Source organism: Micromonospora sp. NPDC048907 (genome assembly GCF_055586885.1).
Genome location: NZ_JBVJHI010000001.1, coordinates 109310 through 127312, shown reverse-complemented (window position 1 = coordinate 127312; position 18003 = coordinate 109310). Strand labels below are relative to the sequence as shown.

Annotated in this window: 16 protein-coding genes; 10 read left to right on the top strand and 6 right to left on the bottom strand. The window is 74.7% G+C overall.

Annotation, left to right across the window (positions count from 1 at the left end; all coding sequences use genetic code 11):
- The first annotated feature begins 60 nt into the window (after window positions 1-60).
- A complete protein-coding gene (locus ACZ6PY_RS00670; protein ID WP_466068016.1) occupies window positions 61-1278 on the top strand; it encodes a hypothetical protein in 1218 nt (405 codons plus the stop codon).
- A 15-nt stretch (window positions 1279-1293) separates the two neighbouring features.
- On the opposite strand, the gene ACZ6PY_RS00665 is transcribed toward ACZ6PY_RS00670, so the two are convergent.
- Window positions 1294-2046, bottom strand: a complete 753-nt coding sequence (locus tag ACZ6PY_RS00665; RefSeq protein ID WP_466068014.1) for a hypothetical protein — start codon at window positions 2044-2046, stop codon at window positions 1294-1296.
- A 487-nt stretch (window positions 2047-2533) separates the two neighbouring features.
- Between ACZ6PY_RS00665 and pdhA the strand changes: the two genes are divergently transcribed.
- The 5 genes from pdhA to ACZ6PY_RS00640 all read left to right on the top strand — a co-directional run bounded on the left by pdhA (window position 2534) and on the right by ACZ6PY_RS00640 (window position 9701).
- On the top strand, window positions 2534-3712 hold the full coding sequence (pdhA, locus tag ACZ6PY_RS00660) for a pyruvate dehydrogenase (acetyl-transferring) E1 component subunit alpha (RefSeq protein ID WP_466068012.1): 1179 nt from the start codon (window positions 2534-2536) through the stop codon (window positions 3710-3712).
- Window positions 3712-4701 (top strand): alpha-ketoacid dehydrogenase subunit beta, encoded by a 990-nt coding sequence (locus ACZ6PY_RS00655; RefSeq protein ID WP_262283548.1) that lies wholly within the window; start codon window positions 3712-3714, stop codon window positions 4699-4701. Before pdhA ends, ACZ6PY_RS00655 begins: the two co-directional genes overlap by 1 nt.
- Before the next feature lie 5 nt (window positions 4702-4706).
- Complete coding sequence (locus tag ACZ6PY_RS00650) at window positions 4707-6167, top strand: dihydrolipoamide acetyltransferase family protein (protein ID WP_466069343.1); 1461 nt, start codon at window positions 4707-4709, stop codon at window positions 6165-6167.
- A 223-nt stretch (window positions 6168-6390) separates the two neighbouring features.
- Window positions 6391-6528 carry a hypothetical protein gene (locus ACZ6PY_RS00645; RefSeq protein ID WP_466068010.1) on the top strand — a complete coding sequence of 46 codons (138 nt, stop codon included), beginning with the start codon at window positions 6391-6393 and terminating at the stop codon, window positions 6526-6528.
- A gap of 350 nt (window positions 6529-6878) precedes the next feature.
- Window positions 6879-9701 carry an LppU/SCO3897 family protein gene (locus ACZ6PY_RS00640; RefSeq protein ID WP_466068008.1) on the top strand — a complete coding sequence of 941 codons (2823 nt, stop codon included), beginning with the start codon at window positions 6879-6881 and terminating at the stop codon, window positions 9699-9701.
- Window positions 9702-9752: 51 nt separating this feature from the next.
- On the opposite strand, the gene ACZ6PY_RS00635 is transcribed toward ACZ6PY_RS00640, so the two are convergent.
- Entirely contained in the window at window positions 9753-10331 is a 579-nt protein-coding gene (locus ACZ6PY_RS00635; protein ID WP_466068006.1) for a TIGR03086 family metal-binding protein, read from the bottom strand.
- Window positions 10332-10419: 88 nt separating this feature from the next.
- Here ACZ6PY_RS00635 and ACZ6PY_RS00630 point away from each other — a divergent pair, with 88 nt between their 5' ends.
- Window positions 10420-11070 carry a TetR/AcrR family transcriptional regulator gene (locus ACZ6PY_RS00630; protein ID WP_466068004.1) on the top strand — a complete coding sequence of 217 codons (651 nt, stop codon included), beginning with the start codon at window positions 10420-10422 and terminating at the stop codon, window positions 11068-11070.
- Window positions 11071-11132: 62 nt separating this feature from the next.
- Entirely contained in the window at window positions 11133-12968 is a 1836-nt protein-coding gene (locus tag ACZ6PY_RS00625; RefSeq protein ID WP_466068002.1) for an NHL domain-containing thioredoxin family protein, read from the top strand.
- Between the two features lie 280 nt (window positions 12969-13248).
- Here the strand turns inward: ACZ6PY_RS00625 and ACZ6PY_RS00620 are convergent, their stop codons facing one another.
- Window positions 13249-13920, bottom strand: coding sequence for a CGNR zinc finger domain-containing protein (locus ACZ6PY_RS00620; RefSeq protein ID WP_466068000.1), 672 nt, complete (start codon window positions 13918-13920; stop codon window positions 13249-13251).
- Window positions 13921-14011: 91 nt separating this feature from the next.
- Here ACZ6PY_RS00620 and ACZ6PY_RS00615 point away from each other — a divergent pair, with 91 nt between their 5' ends.
- The gene (locus tag ACZ6PY_RS00615; protein ID WP_466067998.1) at window positions 14012-14758 is read left to right on the top strand and encodes a metallophosphoesterase; all 747 of its coding nucleotides are present in this window, start codon (window positions 14012-14014) and stop codon (window positions 14756-14758) included.
- A 2-nt stretch (window positions 14759-14760) separates the two neighbouring features.
- Window positions 14761-15411: a LysE family translocator gene (locus ACZ6PY_RS00610; protein ID WP_466067996.1), complete on the top strand. Its 651-nt coding sequence runs from the start codon at window positions 14761-14763 to the stop codon at window positions 15409-15411.
- 320 nt (window positions 15412-15731) lie between these two features.
- On the opposite strand, the gene ACZ6PY_RS00605 is transcribed toward ACZ6PY_RS00610, so the two are convergent.
- Genes ACZ6PY_RS00605 through ACZ6PY_RS00595 form a run of 3 tightly spaced genes read right to left on the bottom strand, consistent with a single transcriptional unit; the run spans window position 15732 to window position 17936 of the window.
- Window positions 15732-16481: a LamB/YcsF family protein gene (locus tag ACZ6PY_RS00605; protein WP_466067994.1), complete on the bottom strand. Its 750-nt coding sequence runs from the start codon at window positions 16479-16481 to the stop codon at window positions 15732-15734.
- Window positions 16465-17328, bottom strand: a complete 864-nt coding sequence (locus ACZ6PY_RS00600) for a 5-oxoprolinase subunit C family protein (RefSeq protein WP_466067993.1) — start codon at window positions 17326-17328, stop codon at window positions 16465-16467. Before ACZ6PY_RS00600 ends, ACZ6PY_RS00605 begins: the two co-directional genes overlap by 17 nt.
- Window positions 17325-17936 carry a 5-oxoprolinase subunit B family protein gene (locus tag ACZ6PY_RS00595; RefSeq protein ID WP_466067991.1) on the bottom strand — a complete coding sequence of 204 codons (612 nt, stop codon included), beginning with the start codon at window positions 17934-17936 and terminating at the stop codon, window positions 17325-17327. Before ACZ6PY_RS00595 ends, ACZ6PY_RS00600 begins: the two co-directional genes overlap by 4 nt.
- Between the last annotated feature and the right edge of the window lie 67 nt (window positions 17937-18003).

Genomic DNA, 18003 nt, shown 5'->3' with positions numbered 1-18003 from the left:
GCGCGGATGCCCGGCGTGCTGACCGTCGTCGGGGCGGGCCGGGCGGCGTAGGGTCGGTGCATGGCCACGCCACAGACCCCCTACGAGGCGGTGCTGCACGCCGCTCGCGACGTGACGAGGCTCGACTCCGCCCTGGACGCGGAGATGCTCGGCGCCGCGCTGCTCGGCAGCGTCTACGCCGTTGCCGAGACCGATCGGGACAACGCCGTCCGCGAGTTCGTGGGCGGCTTCCTCACCGCCACCTCGCGCCGCCGCAGCGCCGCCGCGACCACCATCCGCGCCGTCTTCGCCACGCTGGTGCCCGACGCCGAGGGGGCCAGCCGGGTCCGACCCGGCGCGTACGCCCCCGCGTGGGCCGGCCAGCTCGGCCGGGTGCACCTCACGGGCGCCTGGTCGTACGGCGACGTGTACGGCGACCAGACCTCCTACCTGGCCACCTTCGCCTACGACGACGAGGAGGGCGGCCCGGAGCACGCCCTCGTGGCGCTGGTCGACCACAACATCGGGATCACCAAGGACGTGTTCGTGGGCGGTCCGGCCGCCCGGATCGTCGAGCAGGCCCGGGAGATCTGCACCCAGGACGAGTTCACCTGGTTCCGCACCGAGGATCCCGCCCGGATGCGCGCCGAGGTGGGCCGCCACCTGGCGATCACCGACGACCTCGGTGAGCTGCCCGCGCAGGGCTCGCTGGCCACCGACCGGGCGCTGGTGGGTGCGCGGCTGGCCGCGCTGCCCGGCCCGGCGCCGGCGGCGGCCGACGTCCCGCCGCTGACCGACGAGGCGCGGACCGGGCTGGTCCGCGCCTTCCTCGGCTCGCCGGAGGCGGTCCGCGTCGGCCTCGACCGGGTGGCCGACGGGGAGCTGGCCTCGCTGCACTTCTGCCTGGGTCTGCTGCTGGACCACGCGGCGAGCTTCCCTGACGCCGACCCGATGCGGTGGAGCCCGACGGTCGCGGAGCTGTTCCTGCTCGACTGGGTGCACCGGCGGGCCGTGCTGGACATGGACGACGCCGCCATGCTGCCCCGGGTGCTGCGCGGCTGGGCGGCGTACGCGGCCCGCCAGCGGGGGCTCGCGCCGGCGGCGGCCGCCCGCACGGACGAGGCCATCCAGGAGATGGTTCCCGAGTTCGCCCGGCTCTACAGCACGGGCGAGCGCCGCAGCCCGGCCACGGCCGCCGTCGCCCAGCTCATGGCGGACGGCGTGGACCCGGACGATCCGGCGGCGCTGGACGCCTGGATCGAGGCGAACCGCCACCGCCTCACCGACGACCCGGCCTGACCCGCCGGGAGCGGGTCAGCGGCGCGGCGTGGCCGGGGCCGTGGCGCCCGACGCCGTGGCGCTCGGGTGCGGGTCGTCGCGCGGGCTGAGCGTCGGCGTGGGCGGCTCCTCCGACGGCGTGCCGGTAGGCGACGGCGTGCTGTCGGGCGGCTCGGTCGTCGGGTCCGGGTCGTCGGTCGGCGGGGGCCCGGTGGTCGGGGTCGGCTCGGCGGTCGGCGACGGTTCGGTGGTCGGGCTGGGGCTCGGCTCCGGGTCGGTCGGCGACGGTGAGGGCACCGGCGACGGGCTCGGCGGGCCGGCCGGCGTGGTCCGGACGGGGCGCGGCGTCGGCACCGGTGCGGGAGCGGCCGGGTGGGACCGGTGGCGGGAACCGAGGTCGCTGTCGTCGGGCAGGGCCGGGGCGGCCGGGAGCACCGGGGCAGGCACGGTGGTGGCTCCGGCGACCGGCGACGGGGTGGGTAGCAGCGGTGTCTGGGTCCCCTCGGGCAGCGGGATCACCACCGGGCCGACCGACGGGGTCGGGATGAACGGGGTGCTGCTGTCCGGGAGGGCGCTGTTCCCCACGGTGGCCGACCCCGCGCTGATCGCGGCGAGGATCGGCATGGAGGCCGTGCCGGCCAGCAGCGCGACGGTGAACAGGTAGCCCCGGCTCGGGCCGCCCAGGCCCTGCGCGCGGTGCGCGCCGACCACCCGCCGGTAGCCGGACCGCGGCACCGCCCGGTGCCGGCCGAGGAACGGAGCTCCCGGAGGACCCTCTGGCTCGGACACCGGCACACTCCTCGTACGCGTCGACAGGGCGGGATCCCGGCGCAGGCTAAACGGACAAATGCCTCAAGGGGACTACCGCAAGCTTGAACCAGTGACGCTCAGTTCACCAGCCACCACAGCGTGTCGACACACAAATTGTCCGTCCCGCGACGGCGAGGCACCAGACAAACGTGTCAATGCGTCGCGAACACGACGGAACGTCACCGGTGGAGGAGGCCGTACTGTGGGCCCGCTCACCTCCTCTGCAATCATTCAGGCACGACGGCAACGCAGCCGCCACCTCCGCGCACCCCGCGGCTGGTGCGGTACGGCGCCGGCGCTCCCGGGTCGGGCTCCCCAACGGGACCCGGCTCACGCCGCGCGGCAACCCTCACCGGGGCTAGGCGCGGCCGCCAGGGACCGGTCCGGCACCAGCCGGGTCGGGCGCACGATGTGCGCGGCACGGGTCACCCCCCGGCGCCGGCGCAGACCAGACAGGGAGAGACGGATGGCAAAGGGCGATCCCGGGGCCGCCACCCGCAGCAAGCGGGCCGCACCCCGTACCAAGCGCGCCGCCGCCACGGGCGAACCGGAGCTCGTGCAGCTGCTCACGCCCGAGGGCGAGCGGATCGAGAGCGCGTTCGGCCCGGACGGGACCGAGTACCGCGTCGACTTCACCGACGAGGAGTACCGCGGGCTCTACCGCGACCTCGTGCTCGTCCGGAAGCTCGACGCCGAGGCCACGGCGCTGCAGCGCCAGGGCGAGCTGGGCCTCTGGGCCAGCCTGCTGGGCCAGGAGGCGGCGCAGGTCGGCTCCGGCCGGGCGCTGCGTACGCAGGACATGGCCTTCCCGACCTACCGGGAGCACGGCGTCCTCTACTGCCGGGGCATCGACCCGATCATGCCGCTCGGCCTGTTCCGCGGCGTCGACCAGGGCGGCTGGGACCCGAACGAGTTCAAGTTCAACATGTACACGATCGTCATCGGGGCGCAGACCCTGCACGCGACCGGCTACGCCATGGGTGTCGCCATGGACGGCAAGACCGGCAGCGACGACGGCGAGGCGGTGATCGCCTACTTCGGCGACGGCGCCACCAGCCAGGGCGACGTGAACGAGGCGTTCGTCTGGGCCAGCGTCTTCAACACCCCGCTGGTGTTCTTCTGCCAGAACAACCAGTACGCCATCTCCGAGCCCCTGGAGCGGCAGACCCGCGTCCCGCTCTACCAGCGGGCCGGCGGCTTCGGCTTCCCGGGCGTCCGGGTGGACGGCAACGACGTGCTCGCGTCGTACGCGGTGACCCGGCACGCGCTGGACAACGCGCGGCACGGCCAGGGCCCGAGCCTCATCGAGGCGTACACCTACCGGATGGGCGCGCACACCACCTCCGACGACCCGACCCGCTACCGGATCGCCAGCGAGGTCGAGGCCTGGCAGGCCAAGGACCCGATCGCCCGGATGAAGGCGTTCCTCACCAAGCAGCAGATCGTCGACGAGTCGTTCTTCGCCGAGGTCGACGAGCAGGCCCGCGCCGAGTCGGTGCACCTGCGCGAGCGGGTGCTCGCCATGCCCGACCCGGAGCCGGTGACCATGTTCGACCACGTCTACCCCAACGGGTCCCCCGAGCTCGACGAGCAGCGGGCCCAGTTCAGCAAGTACCTGGAGTCGTTCGAGGGGAGCGCCCACTGATGGCCACGGAGACGCTCACCCTCGGCAAGGCCCTCAACGCCGGCCTGCGCAAAGCCCTGGAGAACGACCCGAAGGTCGTCATCATGGGCGAGGACGTCGGCAAGCTCGGCGGCGTGTTCCGCATCACCGACGGCCTCCAGAAGGACTTCGGCGACCAGCGGGTGATCGACACCCCGCTCGCCGAGTCCGGCATCATCGGCACCGCGGTCGGCCTGGCCATCCGCGGCTTCCGGCCGGTCTGCGAGATCCAGTTCGACGGCTTCGTCTACCCGGCCTACGACCAGATCGTGTCGCAGGTGGCGAAGATGCACTACCGCTCGCAGGGCAAGGTGCGGATCCCGATGGTCATCCGGATCCCCTACGGCGGCGGCATCGGCGCGGTCGAGCACCACTCGGAGTCGCCCGAGGCGTACTTCGCGCACACCGCCGGCCTGAAGGTCGTCACCTGCGCGAACCCGCAGGACGGCTACTCGATGATCCAGCAGGCCATCGCCTCCGACGACCCGATCGTCTTCCTGGAGCCGAAGCGGCGCTACTGGGAGAAGGGTCCGGTCGAGCTGGACGCCCCGCTGACCGACGCGTACCCGCTGCACGCCGCCCGGGTCGCCCGGCCGGGCACCGACGCCACGGTGCTGGCGTACGGCCCGATGGTGCGCACCGCCCTGGACGCGGCCACCGCCGCCGCCGAGGACGGCCGGGAGCTGGAGGTCATCGACCTGCGCACGCTCTCCCCGCTGGACCTGACCGCCGCGTACGAGTCGGTGAAGCGCACCGGCCGCTGCGTGGTCGTCCACGAGGCCCCGGGCAACCTGGGCCTCGGGTCGGAGATCGCCGCCCGGATCACCGAGGAGTGCTTCTACTCCCTGGAGTCCCCGGTGCTGCGGGTCACCGGCTTCGACACGCCCTACCCGGCCGCCCGGGTGGAGGAGGAGTACCTGCCCGACCTCGACCGGGTGCTCGACGCCGTCGACCGCACCTTCGGCTGGTGAGCGGCATGTCGCGGATCAAGGAATTCAACCTCCCCGACCTGGGCGAGGGCCTGACCGAGGGCGAGATCCTCGCCTGGCTGGTCAAGGTGGGCGACGACATCGAGTTGAACCAGCCGATCGTCGAGGTGGAGACCGCCAAGGCGGCGGTCGAGATCCCGGCGAAGTGGGCCGGCCGGGTGCAGGCGATCTTCCACCCGGAGGGCGCCACGGTCGAGGTCGGCAGCCCGATCATCGCGATCGACACCGACCCGAACGCCGGGCCGATCGAGCAGTCGACGACCGGTGCGCCGGCCGCCGACCTGCCCACCCCGTCGGCGGCCTCGCTGGCCGCGGTCGAGGTCGCGCCCGAGGAGGGCATGGTCGAGCCGGGCCTGATCGGCGGCGTGGCGCCGGGCGGGCGTACCGCGGTGCTGGTCGGCTACGGCCCGCGGAACGCGCCGGCCAAGCGGCGGCCGCGCAAGGGCGGCGTCCCGGCGCAGGCCGCGGCGGCCCCGGCCGCCCCGGTCGAGCCGGCACCCGCGCCGGTGGTTCCGGCGCCGGCCGCCCCGGTGGTCAACGGCAACGGCCGGGTGACCGGCGCCGTGCTGGCCAAGCCGCCGGTCCGCAAGCTCGCCAAGGACCTGGGCGTCGACCTCGCCACGCTGACCGGGTCGGGCCCGCTGGGCTCGATCACCCGGGAGGACGTACAGCGGGCGGCGGCGGCCCCGGCGGCGGCCGAGCCGCTGACGGTCGCGGCGCCGGCCACGGCGGCCGCGAGCTTCGGCGCCGACCGCGAGCAGCGCATCCCGGTCAAGGGGGTACGCAAGCTCACCGCGGAGAACATGGCCCGCTCGGCGTTCACCGCGCCGCACGTCACGGAGTTCCTGACCGTGGACGTGACCCGGGCGATGAAGGCCCTGGACCGGCTCCGCGAGCGGCGCGAGTGGCGGGACGTGCGGGTCTCGCCGCTGCTGCTGGTCGCCAAGGCGGTGCTGCTGGCGGTCAAGCGCCACCCGATGGTCAACTCGACCTGGGCCGGCGACGAGATCGTGGTCAAGGACTACGTGAACCTGGGCATCGCGGCGGCCACCGAGCGTGGCCTGATCGTGCCGAACATCAAGGACGCCGGCCGGCTCTCGCTGCGCGAGCTGGCGGACGCGATGACCGCGCTCGTCCAGACGGCCAAGGCGGGGAAGACCTCTCCGGCCGACATGTCCGGCGGCACGCTGACCATCACCAACGTCGGCGTCTTCGGCGTCGACACCGGCACCCCGATCCTGCCGCCGGGCGAGTCCGCGATCCTCGCCTTCGGCGCGGTGCGGGAGCAGCCCTGGGTGCACAAGGGCAAGGTCAAGCCGCGCCTGGTCACCACGCTGGGTCTCTCCTTCGACCACCGCATCATCGACGGTGAGCTCGGCTCGAAGTTCCTGCGCGACATCGGGGACTTCCTGGCGGATCCGGAGGCGGCGCTGCTCGCCTGGACGTGACGGTCGCATCGCACCAGGCCACGGCCGGTGTGCACGGGTGAACGCCCGGCACACCGGCCGTTGCCGTTGGGGAAAGGAAACGTCGGCTCTACCGGGCTTCTGGCCTACGATCCTTAGGCACGTGGCTCAGCTCACCTAAGAATCGATGGAAGTTCGCGGCGTTCTGGGGTTCAATAGAGACATCAAGGGGCTGACAACCGAATAGCCAGGAGGAGAGACCCAGATGAGCATGATCGAGCGAATCCGCAACCGCCGCGACGCCAACCGCCGCGCCCGTGCCATCGAGCACGCGCTGCGTTCCGCCAACTCGCCGGCCGTCCGCGAGGAGCTTCTCGTGATCGCCCAGCGTCACATGAGCTGACGCTCCCCAAACTTTCCTCACCTCCTCCAGTTCGAAGACCCGCCCGGGCAACCGGGCGGGTCTTCGGCGTCTCACGTCGATTGACACCGGGATTCCACCTCGCCGCACCGCCCGGTACGGTGGGGCTCGGTCGCCAACCGCCCGCCTCCGGACCGATCGCCTTCGAGAGCAACCGATCGATACCGCCCGGTGACGTACGGTGACGGCCCGTGCTCCCCCGGACGCCTCCGGGCGGCCACCGGATACGGTGCGGGGAGCCCGCACGGCCGGTACCTGCCGGCGACTCCGGCAGCGATGCCGACGGTCCCGATCGGCATCGGCGGCCGACATGTGATGGAGGAGGCGCACCCATGACGTCCGAGGCCCCGCACCGCCCCGGCCAGGAGCCGGGCGAGGTGTCGCCGGGCGCCGGCGGACCGGTGCCGTACGGCGACCGCCCGGCGCAGCAGGACAACGGGTACGGCGCACCCGACCTCGGCTGGGCCCCGCCCCCGCCGGCCGGTCGGCCCGCCCCGCCGGCCCCCGCCTGGGCCGGGGCCGACGACCAGCCCCCCGCCTGGACACCGCCGGGCGGCCAGCCCGCCGCCGGCCGGGCCACCGCGCAGGTGCCGCCGCCCGCCGAGCCGGGCGGCTGGAGCCCCGCCCCGCAGCCCGCCTGGGCCGCTCCGGAGCAGTCCGCCCCGTCCTGGGGCGGGCAGGACCAGGGAGCACCCACCTGGGGCACGCCCGAGCAGGCCGACACCCACCGCGGCGCCGAGCCCGGGCCGTCCGCCTGGGGCGCCGCCCCACCGAACAACCCCACCGAGTCGACCCCACCGGCCTGGGGCGCCCCGGCACCGTCCGGCGAGCAGCCGGCCTGGGCGCAGGCCGGCGACCCGGCCGCCCGCGGCGCCGCCCACGTGCCCGCGCCCGCCACCGTCCCGAACGAGTCGTGGGCCACCCCCGCCGGGCAGGACGACCCGAACCAGTCCGGTGGGTGGAACCCGCCGACCGGTCAGCAGGACGACGACCCGGGCCGCTCCGGCGGCTGGCGCGCGGCTCCCGAGGACAACTCCGGCGGCTGGGCCGTCGGTGCCGCCGCCCAGCAGCACGACGACCGGCCCGCCTGGGGCCAGCAGGGCGAGCAGGGCGCTCCCGGCTGGACGCCGGCCGAGCCGACCGCCCGCGCGGCCGCCAAGGTGTCGGTCCCGGGTGCCGTCCGCCCCGAGGGCGCCTGGTCCACGCAGGACAACCAGGGTCAGGCCCCGAGCTGGCAGAACGGTCCGAACGCGACACAGGGCGACGACCAGGGTCAGGCCCCGAGCTGGCAGAACGGCCCGAACGCCGCGCACGGCGACGACCAGGGCCAGGCCCCCAGCTGGCAGAACGGCCCGAACCACGGCGACGACCAGAACCGTGCCGGAGGCTGGCAGAACGGCTCGGCCACGCAGGACGACGACCCGGACCGCTCCGGCGGCTGGGCCGCGGGCCGGTCCGCCGGCGGCGCCGAGGCGCCGCAGCCGGCCGCCTGGGGCGCGCCGGAGGAGCAGCGCCCGGCCGCCGCGTGGAGCGGCGCCGCGGCGGTGCCGCAGCAGCGTGAGCCGGAGCGGCCGGCGGACGAGCCGGCGCAGCCCGGCTGGGGTTCCGCCGCCGTCCCGGCACCGGCGGAGGCGCCGGCCCGGGCCAGCGCGTCCGTCCCGTCGCCCGACTCGCCGCCCGCCTGGGGCGGCAACCAGGACGGCCCGGGGCAGTGGACGCGCGACCGTCCGGCCATCCCCGAGGCCGAGCCGTGGGCGCCCGGCCAGGCCTGGGGCCGCGCCGCCGAGGCCCAGCCCGAGCAGCCCGCGGCGCCGGGCTGGGAGCCGTCCCGCGCCGACGACGGACCGATCTACCAGCCGGCGCCGGGCCCGGGGATCTCCCCGGCCAACGCGGTGCCGCTGCCCCCGCAGGAGCAGCGGGTGCCGGGTGCGGCCCTGGCCGCCGCGCCGCCCGCCGACTACACGCCGTTCACCCCGGGCGGCGAGCCGGGCGACCGCAACCCGCAGGCGTACGAGCCGGAACCGGCCGCCGAGGCCGGCTGGGGCACGCCCGCCCCGGCGCACGACGAGCCGCAGTCACCGGCCGGGCCGGTGGTGCCCGGTCCGCGCACCTCGCCGGAGGCCGCCGCGGGCGGTGCCGTCTCGGCCAGCGCCTCGGTGCCGATGACAAGCCGGGTCACCCCGCCGGCCGACCAGCCGCTGCCCACGGGCGGCACGCCCGCCCCGCAGCCGCGCGTCTACGGCCGCCCCGCGCGGGCCGAGCCGGAGGAGGCGCCCGGGCAGGACGGCCCGCACGGCTTCGCCGAGCCGGGCCCATACTCCCGGGCGGACGAGTCGGACCGCCAGCACGGATACGCCGAGGCGCCTCCGGTGCACTCGGCCCCGCCGTCCTCGCCGGCCGCCCCGCCGCCGTTCCCGCCCGGCGTGCCGTCCTTCGTCGACCCGCCGGGCAACAGCCGGCCGGTCAACGGGGTGCACCCGCACAACGGCGAGCGCCCCGGTGGCCCGCACGATCCGTTCGCCGGCCCCGGCGGCCCGCACGAGCAGTTCGGCGCGCCCGCTGGGCACCAGGACCCGTTCGGCCCGCCCCACCGCGACCAGTTCGGCGGGCCCGGGGGCGGTGACCCGTTCGGCGGGCCGGCCGGCGGCCGCGCCTCGGTCGCCATACCGGGGCAGGGGCCGATGGGCGAGCCGGGCGGCTTCCCGCCCGCGTTCCCGCCGCCGCAGCAGCAGGGCCCGCCGGCGTGGCCGCAGGCGGGTCAGGGCGGCGACGCGGACCAGGGCCGCTTCGAGGCGTTCAAGCCGGAGGCGGAGCCGAAGACCGAGGCGCCCGCGCCGAAGGTGCGCAACGGCCGGGTGCTGGCCCTGGTGCTGATCGCCGCGGTGCTCATCCTCGCCGTGCCGCTCGGCCTGCTCACCCTGCTCGGCAAGATCGGTGGGGACGACAAGCCGGCGGGCTTCGACCCGGCGGTGGGCTCCTGCGTCAAGCAGTCCAACACGACCGCCGTGGCGGCCGACTGCGGCGAGCAGGGCGCGTTCACCGTGGTGTCGAAGGTGGACAGCAAGGACAAGTGCGCCGACCCGGCGCAGCCCCAGGTGGTGCTTCCCGGCGACGGGTCCAACCGGGTGCTCTGCCTCAAGCCGGCCAACCAGTAGCGACTCCCACGACGGCGGGGCCACGGTGATCCGTGGCCCCGCCGTCGTTCGTCACCGCTGCCAGTGGGGGTCGCGGCCGAGGAAGGCCAGCAGTGCGGCGACCGGGTCGGCGCCGGGCTCCGTGGGCAGCGCGGCGGCGTACGCGAATCCGCGCAGCGGCTCGGCGGTCGCCCGGGCCGCCGGCATGAGCTGTGCGGCCAGCTCGGCGGTGAGCGGCGCCGGCTGCCCGGTGGCCACCGCGACGTCCCAGGCGTGGATCGCGGCGTCGAGCGCGCAGGTCGCGGCGGCGAGCTGGGGGTCCATGGTGGGCGCGGGCGGCAGCGGCGTGCCGACCGGGCCGGCCGCCGGGTCGACCGCCGCCCACGCCGCGGTGGCGGCCTCGACCGCGTTCCGCACGACGTTCTGGACGCCCTCGTCGTGGCCACGCGGCGGATCGAACGGGTTGTACGCCGGCAGCTTGCCGGCACCGACGGAGGCCGCCCACGCGTGCTGGTCGCCGGCCGCGTGCATGAGCACCTGACCGACGGTCCACCGGTCGCACGGGGTCGGGTCGTCGAGCCGGTCGGCCGGCACTCCCTCGGCGGCGCGGCGCAGGAGGTCGAGGGCGGTGGTGAGGACGGGATAGCTCACGAGGCCGGTCCTTTCGGGGAACGGAATGCTTCGTTCCCCTTCAGCGTAACAGAACGGAACGATCTGTTCCACTGCTAGGGTCAGACCCATGTCCGAACCCGAGACCGGCCCGCTCAGCGGCCGCCGCGCCCAGGCGGCCCGCAACGACACCCGCATCCTCGACGCCGCCCGCGAGGTCTTCCTGGCCGATCCCGACGCGCCCGTCTCGGCCGTGGCCACCCGCGCGGGCGTCGGCATCAGCGCCCTCTACCGGCGTTACCCCAGCAAGCAGGACCTGCTGCGCGCCCTCGCGGCCGACGGCCTGGCCCGCTACATCGCCGACCTGGAGGAGGCGCTCGCCTCCGACGCGCCGCCGTGGGACGCCTACGTCGCCTGCCTGCACCGGGTCGTCGAGGGCGGCGGCCAGGCGCTCGCGCAGCGGCTCGCCGGCACGTTCGTCCCCACCCCGGAGTTGAGCCGGCTGGCCGAGCGGGCGACACGGCTGGCCGACACGCTCCTCGACCGGGTGCGCGAGTCGGGCGACCTGCGCGACGACGTCAGCGGGGCCGACATCGTGCTGCTGCTGGAGACCGTCATGCTGGTCGACCTCCCTGGCGCCGACCGTGGGGCCGCGCTGCGGCACCGCTACCTCGCCCTGCTGCTCCAGGCCCTGCACAACCCCGTGGAGGGCCCGCTCCCCGGCGTACCGGCCGAGCAGGCCGACCTGGTGGCCCGCTGGCGGGGCCGGTCCGGCGGATGATCGTGTCGCGCTTCACCGCCCCATCGGGCCGGCCGCCACCGGCGGTGCGGCACGATAGGGCCATGAGCGCACGAGTACGGGCACCCGAGCTGCGCGGCCGGGGCTGGCTGAACACCGGCGGCAAGGACGTCACCCTGGCCGACCTGCGCGGCAAGATCGTCCTGTTGGACTTCTGGACCTTCTGCTGCATCAACTGCCTGCACGTGCTCGACGAGCTGCGCCCGCTCGAGGAGAAGTACGGCGACGTCCTGGTCGTGATCGGGGTCCACTCGCCGAAGTTCGAGCACGAGAAGGACGCCGCGGCCCTCGCCGCCGCCGTCGAGCGGTACGGCGTGCACCACCCGGTGCTCGACGACCCCGAGATGGACATGTGGCAGCAGTACGCGGCGAAGGCCTGGCCGACCCTGTCGGTGGTCGACCCCGAGGGCTACGTGGTCGCCACCATGGCCGGCGAGGGGCACGCCGAGGGGCTGGCCCGGCTGATCGACGACCTGATCGCCACCCACGAGGCGAAGGGCACCCTGCACCGGGGCGAGGGCCCGTACGTGCCGCCGGCCGAGCCGGAGACGGCGCTGCGTTTCCCCGGCAAGGCCGTGGTGCTCGACGGCGGCAACCTGCTGGTGTCGGACTCGGCCCGGCACTCCCTGGTCGAGCTGGCCCCCGACGGGGAGACCGTGGTGCGGCGGATCGGCACCGGCACCCGCGGCCACGCCGACGGCCCGGCGGAGGCGGCCACCTTCGCCGAACCGCAGGGCCTCTGCCTGCTGCCCGCGCACGTGGCCGAGGTGGCCGGCTACGACCTGGTCGTCGCGGACACCGTCAACCACCTGCTGCGCGGCGTGAAGCTGGACACCGGCGAGGTGGTCACGGTCGCCGGCACCGGGCGGCAGTGGCGCTCGACGGTCGACGACCACGCGCACGACGCCGGCTCGGTCGACCTCTCCTCCCCCTGGGACGTCGCCTGGTACGACGACCGCGTCATCGTCGCCATGGCCGGCATCCACCAGCTCTGGTGGTTCGACCCGGCGAAGCGGACCGCCGGCATGTACGCCGGCACCACGGTGGAGGCGCTGCGCGACGGCCCGCTGCCGGACGTGTGGATGGCCCAGCCCTCCGGCCTCTCCGTCTCGGCCGACGGCGCCCGGCTCTGGGTCGCCGACAGCGAGACCAGCGCGATCCGCTACGTGGAGAACGGCGTGATGGGCACCGCCGTGGGGCAGGGCCTCTTCGACTTCGGCCACGTCGACGGACCGGCCGACCGGGCGCTGCTCCAGCACCCGCTGGGGGTGTGCGCGCTGCCGGACGGCTCGGTGCTGATCGCGGACACCTACAACGGCGCGGTGCGCCGCTTCGACCCGGAGACCGAGCAGGTCGCCACGGTGGCCGGCGGGCTGGCCGAGCCGAGCGACCTCGTGCTCACCGCCGAGGGCGAGGTGCTGGTGGTCGAGTCGGCCGCGCACCGGCTGACCCGGCTGGCGCCGGGCGCGTTGACCGCGGCGGGCGCGAACACCGTGGACGGGCCGCGGCACAAGCTGGAGCGCAAGCCCACCGACGTGGCGGCCGGCGAGCTGACCCTCGACGTGATCTTCACGCCGGCGCCCGGGCAGAAGCTGGACGAGACGTACGGGCCGTCGACCCGGGTGGTGGTCTCGGCGTCCCCGCCGGAGCTGCTGGTCGAGGGGGCCGGGACGAGCACGGACCTGTCCCGCCGGCTGGTGCTCAGCGGGGACGTGGCGGAGGGCGTGCTCCAGGTGACCGCCCAGGCGGCCACCTGCGACGCCGACGTCGAGCACGCGGCCTGCCACCTCACCCGCCAGGACTGGGGCGTCCCCGTCCGCGTGGTCTCCGGCGGAACAACCCGCCTCCCCCTGGTCCTACGCGGCCTCGACGAGGCCTGACGCCTCGCCCGGGTGTTGCGACCTGGGATCAATAGTGGTGGCTGTTGAGCGGTGATTCATCATGCGGCCGCCCGATCGGCGGCCAGGCTGGTGACGGCGCGGATGATGTCGGGTAGGACGTCGCGGCGGCCGGTGTATCCCTTCGGCTTCAGCGGGCCAGCAGAGACCGTGCGGCCCGCAACTCTGACGATCAAGCCGCCACGCCGCGTCGCATCAATACATGGCTCCTGATCCCCAGGTCGTAAGAGGGGCAGCTCCGCAGGCCTAAACCGTCGCACCCTTACTTAACGCGGGCCTGATCACCAGGTCGGGCCGCTTCTCGCAGAGGTGGTCGGCTGGGGTCGTCTGACGGGTTCGCCGCGTGGCGCTGGTAGTGCCGGGACACGCGGGCGCGGTTGCCGCAGGACGGCTTGCACCACGCCTGGCGCGGATGTTCCTTGACGAAGTAACGCACGCAGCGTGGCGCCGGGCAGGCGAGCAGTTGGGCACGGGCCGGGCTGGCGAGAAACTCGATCGCAGCCCGGGCCAGCCCCGCCGTGAGCCGCAGTCGGGCGTCGGCCGGCGCGCAGCGCCAGGCAACCGTTGGTGTCGACTCGTCCGGCCAGCTCAGCACGGGCCGGACCGGCAGCCGGCCGGCGGCCTGGTTGAGTTGATCGACGGCGTCCGCCACGGGAAGCAGTGTTGAGGAGTCGGCCCGGCTCGGTGGCCCGGGGCGGACCGCATGCGCGAACAGGGTACGCACGGCACGTCGCAACGCGACCACGTCGAGGCGGAGTTGCTCGTCGGGCGTGCTGGCGTACGGCCCGGGCTCGGCGGCGTACTCCCGCAGCGGATCGGCGTGCTCCCGGAGCCAGGCCGTCAGTCCGGCGACGTCGGCGAGGTCGTCGGCGACGCCTCCGTTGCCGTCGTGCCGGATGGTGCTGGCCAGGGCGAGCGCGAGCTGCTGTGACATCGGGCCTCCTCTGGTACTTGCTTGACTTGCCCGGCTTGATCGAGTGTAGCCTCCCTAATGTTTGAGGCGGAGATAACCATTAGGGGGCGTCTTGCTCGTCATCGCACACCTCAGTGACACGCACCTCGACAGCCATCCCCGCTCGGCTGAGCGGACCGCCCGGGTGATGGACTACCTGCACGCCCTACCACGACCGGTTGACGCGATCCTGATCAGCGGGGACATCGCCGACCACGGCGAGGTGGCCGAGTACCAGACCGCCGCGAAGCTCTTCGCGTCCCCACTGCCGGTCATGGTCTGCCCCGGCAACCACGATGTCCGCGACGCGTACCGCAAGGGCCTACTCGGCGACGAGAGCGGCGGCAGCGGCCCGATCAACACCCGGTACGACGTCGGCGGCGCGGTCTTCCTGCTCGCGGACTCGTCGATTCCGGGCGAGGACGACGGTCACCTCGACGCGGAGACCATGGACTGGCTCGCCGATCAACTCGGCTCGGTGCCGGCCGGGACACCGGCCTTCGTCTCCTTCCACCACCCGCCGGTCGAACTGCACCACCCCGTCATCGATCCGAGCCGGCTGCTTCCCACCGAGCCGCTGGCCAAACTGCTGGCCGCCCATCCGCAGGTCGTCGCGGTACTGACCGGGCACTTCCACACCGCCGCCGCGAGCACCTTCGCCGGTCGGCCACTGCGGATCGCGCCCGGCGTCGTCTCTACGCTCCGGCTGCCCTGGGAGGGCGACGGGCCGCTGGTCGACCTGCGACAGCCGCCCGGGGTGGCGTTCCACGTCTACGACGACGCGGGGCTGCTGACCACCCACTACCGGGTGGTGGTCTGAGGATGCAGGGGATCTCCCTACTCGGCTTCCTGGTCGCCCTCGCGCCGATCACCATGACGCCGGGGACCAGCCTGACCCTGGTCGTATCACGGGTCGCCGCGGGCGGGCGGCGGCAGGGTTGGTGGGTGATCCTGGGTACGGTCACCGGGATCTACGTGCACGCCACTCTCGCAGCCGTCGGCCTCGCCGCGCTGGTGCTTCGCTCGTCACAGGCGTTCTGGATCGTGAAGCTGGTCGGCGCCGGCTATCTAGTCGGGCTCGGTCTGTGGCTGCTCTGGTCGGCGACCCGTCGCCGGCACCCGATCAACTCGGCCACGCCGACCGACCTGGCCACCCGCCGGCCTCGGCGGCTGCCGTGGCGCGGGCACCACCCGTACGCCCAAGGGCTGCTCGGCAATGTGCTCAATCCCAAGGCTGCCGCCGTGTATCTGACCCTTGCCCCGCAGTTCCTCGACTCACACCGCTCGGTGCTGATTCCGATGCTGGTGCTGGCCTCGGCGCACGCGACGCTACACACCTGCTGGCTCGCTGGCTGGGCCGTTGTCTCGGGCGCGGCGGCCCGGCTGCTTCGTACCCTCCGGGTGCGCCGGGTGCTCGACCGGCTGACCGGCGCGCTCCTGGTCGGTCTCGGTATCCGCGCCGCAGCAGGTTGACCCGAACGACCGGCGTGCGGAGGATGAGGAAGTTTCGCCGCTCACCGCCGCCCTACTCCGGATCGCCGGCAGGCAGTGGCCGACCGAACCGCTTACCGAGATGCTTCGCGAGTGGCAGGCCAAGTTGACGGTGATCGCCGACTACGGCAATACACCGGCCGCCGCGATGTCCTGCCCGACATCATCCGCGCTGTCCCGGGCCTGGCCGCCGACGGGGCGGCCGCATGGTGAATACCGCTCAACAATCACCACTATTGATCCCCAGGTCGTCAGGAAGGGGCCCCTCCTCTACCGGAGGCGTTAAGAAAGGGCCCTTCCTTTCACGCGAACGATGTGAGCGTGACCCCGGCGTCGATGAGGGCGGCCCGGACGAGTTCGGCGCAGCGCACCGCGCCGGGGGTGTCGCCGTGCAGGCAGATCGACTCGACCGGGGTGGGCACCACGCTGCCGTCGACCGCCACCACGGTCTTCTCGGTGGCCATCCGGACCGCCCGCGTGGCCACCTCGTCGGGGTCGGTGACCAGTGCGTTCGCGGCGCTCCGGGGCACCAGTTGCCCGTTGGGCAGGTAGTTCCGGTCGGCGAAGCCCTCGGCGACCACCCGCAGGCCCGCGCCCACGGCGAGCTGGGCGAGCACCGAGCCGGGTGGGCAGAGCACCGGCAGCTCGTGGTCGTACCCGCTGACCGCGGCGACCAGCGCGGCGGCCTGGACCTCGTCGCAGGCGGCCGCGTGGTAGAGCGCTCCGTGCGGCTTGAGGTAGCGCACCCGGGTGCCGGTGAGCCGGCAGAAGGCGTCCAGCGCGCCGAGCTGGTAGATCGTCTCGTCGCGCAGGGCGGCGAAGTCGTACGCGATGTGCCGCCGGCCGAAGCCGGCGAGGTCCCGGTAGCCGACCTGGGCGCCGACGGCGACCCCGCGCCGCGCGGCGCCGGCGCAGATCCGGTGCATGGTGGACGCGTCACCGCCGTGGAAACCGCAGGCGACGTTGGCGGAGGTGACCAGCCCCAGCAGCGCCTCGTCGTCGCCGAGCCGCCAGATGCCGAATCCCTCACCGAGGTCAGCGTTGAGGTCCATGGAACGTCACCGTAGTCCCTGGGCGGGCCTGCGCGAGCGGGGTCACGTCCTCCACCACCCCGATGACCGGGTATCCGCCCGTGGTGGGATGGTCGGCCAGGAAGATCAGCGGTTGGCCGTCCGGCGGCACCTGCACCGCGCCGAGGACGAGGCCCTCGCTGGGCAGCTCGCCGGCCACCGCGCGGGGCAGGGCCGCGCCGACCAGTCGCGCGCCGACCCGGTTGCTGGCGGGGCTGATCGCGTACGCGGTGCGGAGCAGCAGGTCGAGTGCCGCGGGGGTGAACCAGTCCTGCCGGGGGCCGGGGTGCAGGGTCAGCCGCAGCTCCGCCGGCACGCCCGGGGCGACGGTGAGGTCCACCGGGGCCGGGGGGCCGGCCGGCGTGCCGACCGGTAGCCGGTCGCCGTCCCGCAGCGGGGGCGGGCCGAGCCCGGAGAGCGTGTCGGTGGCCCGGCTGCCGAGCACCGGCTCGACCGCGATCCCGCCGGAGACGGCGAGCCAGCTGCGCACCCCGGCGCGGGCCGGACCGACGCGGAGGGTCGCCCCGGCGGGCAGGGAGAGTGGCCGGCCCGGGTCCCCGGGCCGGCTGGCCCCGGGCGGGCGCTCGACCAGCAGGTCCACCTCCGCGCCGGTGAGCGCCACGGTGACGGCCCGGGTGAACCGCAGCTCGGCGCCGGTCAGGGTGATCTCCAGGCCGGCGGCGTGCTCGGGGTTGCCGACGAGCCGGTTGGCGAGCCGCAGGGCGGCCGGGTCGAGCGCGCCCGAGCGAGGCACACCGAGGTGGGCCCAGCCGGGGCGGCCCTGGTCCTGCACGGTGGTGAGGGCACCGGCCCGGAGCACCTCGATCACGCGCTGACCAGCCGGACGCGGGTGCCCGGGGTGAGCCGGGCGGGCGGGTCGGCGCGCACGTCGAAGAGGTCCAGGTCGGTCCGGCCGACCAGCAGCCAGCCGCCGGGCGAGGCGGTCGGGTAGATCCCCGCGTACGGGCCGGCCAGCGCCACCGACCCGGCCGGCACCCGGGTACGCGGGGTGGCGAGCCGGGGCACCGCCAGCTCGGCCGGCAACCCGGTGAGGTACGCGAACCCGGGCGCGAAGCCGCAGAACGCCACCCGGAACTCGGTTCCGCGCAGCCGCTCGACGACGGCGGGCACGTCGACGCCCCAGTGTTCGGCGACGGTGGGCAGGTCCGCGCCGTCGTACACGGTGGGGACCCGGACCTCGGCGGCGCCGGCGGTGGTGGCCACGTGTTCCGGGCTCCACCCGGCGATCCGCGCGGCGGCCGCCGCCCGGTCCGGCACGCCGTCGACCAGGACGGTGGCCGCCGCCGGGACGATGTCGACCGCGCTCAGCTCGCCGGCCGCCCGGCGGCGCCACAGCTCGGCCCGCCACGCCTCGACCTGCTCGGGGCCGTCGCAGTCGAGCAGCAGGGCGTGCGCGCCGACGGGCCGGATCCGCATCCCGTCATCCTCGCCCCGGCGGCCGTGACAAGCCACACTACTTGCAAGTAACCTACGGTGTCGTAAC